The sequence below is a fragment of the Nitratireductor sp. OM-1 genome (genome assembly GCF_003296175.1).
Lineage (GTDB): Bacteria > Pseudomonadota > Alphaproteobacteria > Rhizobiales > Rhizobiaceae > Nitratireductor > Nitratireductor aquimarinus.
Window position 1 is genome coordinate 450,428 of the sequence record NZ_CP029208.1, and the last position, 7,073, is coordinate 457,500.

Genomic DNA, 7,073 nt, shown 5'->3' on the forward strand with positions numbered 1-7,073 from the left:
GACGCGCCGATGGATGGTTCAGACTGTTTGAGGTGGCTACTTGGCCGGCCGGATGTCCTTGGCCATGGTGTACTGGTCCATGCGGCCATCGAACGCCAGACCATCGCGGTAGGCCCACAGCGTGCTCTCGAAATGCACGGGGATCAGGCCCAGCTTGTCGAGCGCCATCTGGCCTGCCTGCTGCAGCATCTCTGCGCGCTTCCCGGCATCGACGGTCTCGATGGCTTCGAGAATGACTGCATCGAACTCGGGATCGGACCAGCCGCCATAGTTCGAACCGCCAACGCCACGCTCCTTGTCGCCGGTCGTCACATACTGGCGCAGGAAGGATGCCGCACCGCCGGAGGTGGAGCCCCAGCCGCCCATGGAGAAGCTGAACTCACGCTTGCTGCGGCGGGAGAAGAAGATCGAGCGGGTCATCGCGTCGAGGTCGGTCTCGATGCCAACGCGCGTCAGGAACTGCGCGATGGCCTGAGCCACCTGCGAGTCGTTGATGTAGCGGTCGTTGGTCGCAGAAAGCGTGACCTTGAAGCCATCGGGATAGCCGGCCTCCGCAAGCAGCGCTTTCGCCTTCTCCGGGTCATAGGTCAGCGGAACGGGGTCCGTCTGTGCGCCAAACATTTCGGACGGAACGAACTGGCTGGCCGGCTCTGCGAAACCGTCCATGATGCGCTCGACGATCGCTTCACGATTGATGGCGTGCGCAACGGCGCGGCGAACGCGCTCGTCCTGGAACGGGTTCTTGCCGCCTTCAGCCTCGATGAACGGGCTGTCATCGCGGGCAACGTCCATCTGCAGGAAGATGACGCGGCTCGACGGCTTGGCCGTGTAGCCGAACTCTTCGCCAAGCTGCTTCACGTCGCGGGCAGCCGGGCTTTCGATGAAGTCGTAATCGCCGGCGAGAAGGCCTGCCAGACGCGGACCTGCGGAGGGAACGGGCACGAGCTCGACCTTTTCCCAGGCCGGAGCCTCACCCCAATAGGTGTCGTTGCGGCTCATCTTGATCTTCGAACCCTTGGTGAAATCATCAAGGACGAAGGGGCCGGTGCCGATGGTCATGGAACCATTGTTGAAGCTGTCGACGCTCGGCCATTCGCCGGTGACGCCGCAGCCATTGGCCGGGTCGAAGGACAGGTCGCCATGCTCGAGAATGCCGTCGCTGAGAATGTAGATCTGCGACAGGAGTTCCGGCAGAAGCGGCTCGACCTGCTTGGTGGTGATCTTCACCGTGTAGGGATCGCTCACTTCGACGCTGGCGAAGTTTTCAACGTCCGGCGCAAACGAGCCCGAAACGTTGTTCTCGTTGTTCAGCACACGGCAGAAGGTGAAGACGACGTCATCGGCATTGAAGTCGCTTCCGTCGGAGAACTTCACACCCTCACGCAGCTTGAAAACCCAGGTGTTGTCGTCCACGCCTTCCCAGGATTCAGCGAGCGAAGGCCCGACATTCTGGTTGGCGTCGGTCGCCGTCAGCGCTTCGAAAATGTGCTGAACGAACGCGTTGTTGGTCGACAGATTGTGGTAGTGCGGATCGGCAGCCGTGGGCTCCGAGGACAGCGCGATCTTCAGTTCTTCAGCCTGGCTCGACATTGTTGCCGACGCCAGAATGGCTGCCGTGCCTGCAAAGAGAAACGACTTCATTTTCACCAGTTCACCCTCCCGGTTCATGCGCGCAAAAGCGCTCCATTGAATTTCTGCATCTGATATGCTGAAACGATGAAAGAAAATTTTCATCGAAATGAAAAACATGAAAATTCATTAGGGTCAAGGGGGCTGACATGGACACGATGTACCACTCGGAAGTGGCCAGTCGCATCGGCAGGGCGTATCAGGATCTGAGCCTTGGCCATCGCCGGATTGCGGACTTTATCCTGCGCTCCCCGGCCGAAGCGGCGATGATGACCAATGTGGAACTGGCATCGCGCTGCAATGTCTCCAACGCGACCGCGAATCGCTTCGCCAAGGCCATAGGTTTCAAGGGGTTTCCCGAGTTTCGCGCAAGCCAGATGGACGCGCTGCGCATGGATATGGCAGCCGTGGAGAAACTGCGCACAGAAATTGACGATGATGCGAGCAATATCGACATCATGCGCAACGGGCTCACGCAGGATCTGGACAATCTGCAGAACACGCTCGACGGTCTCGATGAGGCCGGCTGCAGCCACGCGGTCGAGCTTATTCTCGACGCGCAGCGCATTTTCACCTTCGGTTCCGGCATCAGCTACTACATCGCCGGCATGCTGACACACGGGCTGGAGCCCTTCTGCCGCGGCAATGTCACGATGATGGGCGCAACGGGCGGCGCCAATTCAGCCTATCGGCGGCTGGTTCACTGCAATGAAAACGATCTCGCCGTGTTCATCTCGTTCCCGCGCTATTCTCCCAACACGGTGGAGCTGTGTGGTGTTGCCAAGCGCCGCGGCGCGCGCATTCTGTGCATCACCGACAGCCCGACCAGCCCGGTCGCACGCGACGCAGACGTGGTTCTGTTCGCCGAGGCAAAGAGACGCCTGCTCCCCAATTCAGCCACATCAGCCTTCGCGCTTGTCGACGCGCTCGTGGCGGCAATCGCCAATCAGAGCACGGACGGCGCGGACGTTCAGCTCCGCCTGGCAGAACGCTACATGCCCGACATCGGAAAGGTTTCGGGCAAGGACCCTGACGGTTCGTGAAGACAGCTACCGCTCGGACCTGGTTTTCCTGGGGGCACGCCCCGGTGTATTCTGAGCGACGTCGCCAGATGCTTCTGGCATGAAAACCCGGAAGACGGGCGATCTCGCGTATCTGCCCGGGTATCTGCCCGGGTATCTGCATGTCTCCTTCGGTGAGAAGACACCGGGCATAATCGAGCCGAAGGTTGATAAGATACCGATGCGGGCGCTCACTGAACGTGTTTGTGAAAGCCACGATGAAAGGCCCCGGTGAAGGTCGCAGACGCCGACGAGGTCGGCTACACTGAGCTTGCGTCTGAAATTCTCGCCCAGGTGCTCCCGTATCCTTTTCTCATTGCGAAACAAAAGCCCGCCCGTCCCGCTCTTCTTCGGGCGCGCGGCATCGTCGTATCTCCGCAACACCTCGACGCCGAACATGGTGAGCAGTGCATCGACATAGAGTCGTTAACGCCATTGCCGCCCGCCAGCTCATCCCGAAACATGCGCGCCGTCTGCAGGGCCCGGCGATCGGGCGAAATGACGATGGCGACGGTCTCGCGGGAAACCGGCAAGAAGAACAGAGCGCCCGCATCGTCATCAAACTCAAGCGAGCCGAACGCGGCTTGTCAAAACCAGTTTACTGCGGACAACGGAGCTTCGCCCCGCACCGCTTCGAGCAGATATCCGTTTCACCTCTATCACGAAGCAATGCGTATCGACCAAGAACACCTATCAAGTGCGGCTGTCTTACAATTTTCGGCGGTTGAGAACGCCGGAACCGATCTGGGGAACCGCCCCCTTCCCTGAGCGCCAACGCGCCCCGCACGAAGGGATGGACAGATAAAGCACACCAGCTGCCGTTTTTATGCGATTGAGACTGGTTTGTGGGGCGGTCCTTTGGATGCTTTGATTGTTCGTACGATCATCACGGGGAAGATTGAGGGTCGATTTTACGATCTATCTTCGCTTTCGATGACGTTGGGTCTTCCGCTTTCGACGACGCACCGGAAGATCCTTGAGCTTGAGGCTTCTGGATTTCTGGAGCGAGTGCGCAGCGGGCGTTCGACGCATCTTGTCCCGACGCGCCGGAGCTGCGTTGAGCTGGACAAGAGTTTCGAGGAGATGGTTTCGACGCTTCAGCGTCTTTACCGGGGTGGTCCGGGGCTTGGTGAGGACAGGCGCGGTTCAGCGTCCCGGGAGCGCCTCTGAGCGACGGGGCAACGCATGTCAGGTGTGCCCGCGCCTTTGGGTTTCTGGGAAGCCGGGCGGTTTCTGGGAATCTGGTCGGTTTTCTGGAGCGTTAGAACGCAAAAAACCCCGCGGCGTGTGCAGCGGGGTTTGTTCGTTGATTTGGTTGCGGGGGCAGGATTTGAACCTGCGACCTTCAGGTTATGAGCCTGACGAGCTACCGGGCTGCTCCACCCCGCGTCAACTTTTGTGTTCTTTTTGCATGCCAAAAGGCCGCGTTTGCGGCCTTTTGTTTTTGGTTTGTGTCGAGAAGCTTACATGCGATTTGCAGACCTGGCAGCGACCTACTCTCCCGCGTCTTAAGACGAAGTACCATCGGCGCTGGGGCGTTTCACGGCCGTGTTCGGAAAGGGAACGGGTGCAGCCGCCCCGCCATGACCACCAGGTCGGCAAAGCGCATGTAATCGAGAAGCTGGTTGGCCTTTTGGCCAGTATTTTGTCGCTCTTGATGAGCATAAGCAATGAGAATGATTCAAGCCTATCGAGTTATTAGTACCGGTAAGCTCCATGCGTTGCCGCACTTCCACACCCGGCCTATCAACGTGGTGGTCTCCCACGACTCTCAGGGAATACTCGTTTCCAGGTCGGTTTCCCGCTTAGATGCCTTCAGCGGTTATCCGTTCCGTATATAGCTACCCTGCTATGCGGCTGGCGCCACAACAGGTCCACCAGAGATACGTCCATCCCGGTCCTCTCGTACTAGGGACAGATCCTGTCAATATTCCTACACCCACGGCAGATAGGGACCGAACTGTCTCACGACGTTCTGAACCCAACTCACGTACCGCTTTAAATGGCGAACAGCCATACCCTTGGGACCTGCTCCAGCCCCAGGATGCGATGAGTCGACATCGAGGTGCCAAACAACCCCGTCGATATGGACTCTTGGGGGTCATCAGCCTGTTATCCCCGGCGTACCTTTTATCCGTTGAGCGATGGCCCTTCCACGCGGGACCACCGGATCACTATGACCGACTTTCGTCTCTGCTCGACTTGTCAGTCTTGCAGTCAGGCAGGCTTATGCCATTGCACTCAGCGAACGATTTCCGACCGTTCTGAGCCCACCATCGCGCGCCTCCGTTACTCTTTAGGAGGCGACCGCCCCAGTCAAACTACCCACCATACACTGTCCCGGATCCGGATAACGGACCGCGGTTAGACATCCATGTAGATAAGGGTGGTATTTCAAGGATGGCTCCATCCAGGCTGGCGCCCGAACTTCAAAGCCTACCACCTATCCTACACATGCCGACACGAATGCCAGTGTAAAGCTATAGTAAAGGTGCACGGGGTCTTTCCGTCTAACCGCAGGAACCCCGCATCTTCACGGGGAATTCAATTTCACTGAGTCTCTGCTGGAGACAGCGGGGAAGTCGTTACGCCATTCGTGCAGGTCGGAACTTACCCGACAAGGAATTTCGCTACCTTAGGACCGTTATAGTTACGGCCGCCGTTTACCGGGGCTTCAATTCAGAGCTTGCACTCCTCCTTTTAACCTTCCGGCACCGGGCAGGCGTCAGACCCTATACGTCGTCTTGCGACTTCGCAGAGCCCTGTGTTTTTGATAAACAGTCGCTACCCCCTGGTCTGTGCCACCCCCCTCCGGTTGCCCGAAGAAGGGTCACGCTTATCCCGAAGTTACGCGTGCATTTTGCCGAGTTCCTTCAGCAGAGTTCTCTCAAGCGCCTTGGTATACTCTACCAGTCCACCTGTGTCGGTTTCGGGTACGGTCTATATGGAGGAGCTATTTCCTGGGACCACTTGGCTGCCTTCCCAATCCAGTAAGGAAAGACAACGTCCACGATCCGTCACTACCTCCAGGCCCACGAATATTAACGTGGTTCCCATCGACTACGCCTTTCGGCCTCGCCTTAGGGGCCGGCTAACCCTGCTCAGATTAACTTTAAGCAGGAACCCTTGGACTTTCGGCGAGGGGGTCTCTCACCCCCTTTATCGTTACTCATGTCAGCATTCGCACTTCCGATACCTCCAGGAGCCCTCACGGGTCTCCCTTCATCAGCCTACGGAACGCTCCGCTACCGCTTGCAAAGCAAGCCCAAAGCTTCGGTGTATGGCTTTAGCCCCGGTACATTTTCGGCGCAAAACCCCTTAATTAGACCAGTGAGCTGTTACGCTTTCTTTAAATGATGGCTGCTTCTAAGCCAACATCCTGGTTGTTTTGGGAGTCTCACATCCTTTCCCACTTAGCCATAACTTGGGGACCTTAGCTGTTGGTCAGGGTTGTTTCCCTCTCCACGACGGACGTTAGCACCCGCCGTGTGTCTGCCGACTAGTACTCCTCGGTATTCGGAGTTTGGTTAGGTTTGGTAATCCGGTGAGGACCCCTAGCCCATCCAGTGCTCTACCCCCGAGGGTATTCAGTCGACGCTCTACCTAAATAGATTTCGCGGAGAACCAGCTATTTCCGAGTTTGATTGGCCTTTCACCCCTAGCCACAAGTCATCCCGATCTATTGCAACAGATATGGGTTCGGTCCTCCAGTAAGTGTTACCTTACCTTCAACCTGCTCATGGCTAGATCACTCGGTTTCGGGTCTAATGCAACGTACTGAGCGCCCTATTAAGACTCGCTTTCGCTACGCCTACACCTACCGGCTTAAGCTTGCACGTTACATTAAGTCGCTGACCCATTATACAAAAGGTACGTGGTCACACTTGCGTGCTCCCACTGTTTGTAGGCAACCGGTTTCAGGTACTATTTCACTCCCCTCGTCGGGGTGCTTTTCACCTTTCCCTCACGGTACTAGTTCGCTATCGGTCATGCACGAGTACTTAGGCTTGGAGGGTGGTCCCCCCACGTTCAGACAGGATTTCACGTGTCCCGCCCTACTCAAGGACTATCGTTCGCATTACGCATACGGGGCTGTCACCCGCTTTGGCCCAACTTTCCAGAAGGTTCTGCTTGTCTAACGATAGCCACTGGCCTGGTCCGCGTTCGCTCGCCACTACTAGCGGAGTCTCGGTTGATGTCCTTTCCTACGGGTACTTAGATGTTTCAGTTCCCCGCGTTCGCTTCTTATCCCTATGTATTCAGAATAAGATACCTTATAACGATACTTGGAAACCATTTAAGCTCTCTCGATCACCCTGAGGCAAACGATCCAGCCAAAATGATTTCCCAAGTATCTAAGGTGGGTTTCCCCATTCGGATATC

Annotated in this window: 3 protein-coding genes, 1 tRNA gene and 2 rRNA genes (1 of these 6 cut by a window edge); 2 read left to right on the plus strand and 4 right to left on the minus strand. The window is 57.1% G+C overall.

All coding sequences use genetic code 11. The features are described from left to right. Nucleotides 1-36: 36 nt before the first annotated feature. The gene (locus tag DEJ54_RS02035) at nucleotides 37-1,641 is read right to left on the minus strand and encodes an ABC transporter substrate-binding protein (protein WP_113156024.1); all 1,605 of its coding nucleotides are present in this window, start codon (nucleotides 1,639-1,641) and stop codon (nucleotides 37-39) included. 137 nt (nucleotides 1,642-1,778) lie between these two features. On the opposite strand from DEJ54_RS02035, the gene DEJ54_RS02040 reads away from it, so the two are divergent. Both DEJ54_RS02040 and DEJ54_RS02045 read left to right on the plus strand, forming a co-directional pair. Next, nucleotides 1,779-2,672, plus strand: a complete 894-nt coding sequence (locus DEJ54_RS02040; protein WP_113153096.1) for a MurR/RpiR family transcriptional regulator — start codon at nucleotides 1,779-1,781, stop codon at nucleotides 2,670-2,672. Between the two features lie 249 nt (nucleotides 2,673-2,921). Further along, entirely contained in the window at nucleotides 2,922-3,458 is a 537-nt protein-coding gene (locus DEJ54_RS02045; RefSeq protein WP_113153097.1) for a hypothetical protein, read from the plus strand. A gap of 544 nt (nucleotides 3,459-4,002) precedes the next feature. Here DEJ54_RS02045 and DEJ54_RS02055 read toward each other — a convergent pair. The 3 genes from DEJ54_RS02055 to DEJ54_RS02065 form a co-directional block, all read right to left on the minus strand. Beyond that, nucleotides 4,003-4,079, minus strand: a tRNA-Met gene (locus tag DEJ54_RS02055). 91 nt (nucleotides 4,080-4,170) lie between these two features. Then, nucleotides 4,171-4,285, minus strand: a 5S ribosomal RNA gene (gene rrf, locus DEJ54_RS02060). A gap of 81 nt (nucleotides 4,286-4,366) precedes the next feature. Further along, nucleotides 4,367-7,073, minus strand: a 23S ribosomal RNA gene (locus DEJ54_RS02065); it runs 109 nt beyond the window's last position.

Coding starts and splice junctions, on each gene's coding strand:
- DEJ54_RS02035 (WP_113156024.1), bottom strand. CDS start 1,641: ATGAAGTCGTTTCTCTTTGCAGGCACGGCAGCCATTCTGGCGTCGGCA.
- DEJ54_RS02040 (WP_113153096.1), top strand. CDS start 1,779: ATGGACACGATGTACCACTCGGAAGTGGCCAGTCGCATCGGCAGGGCG.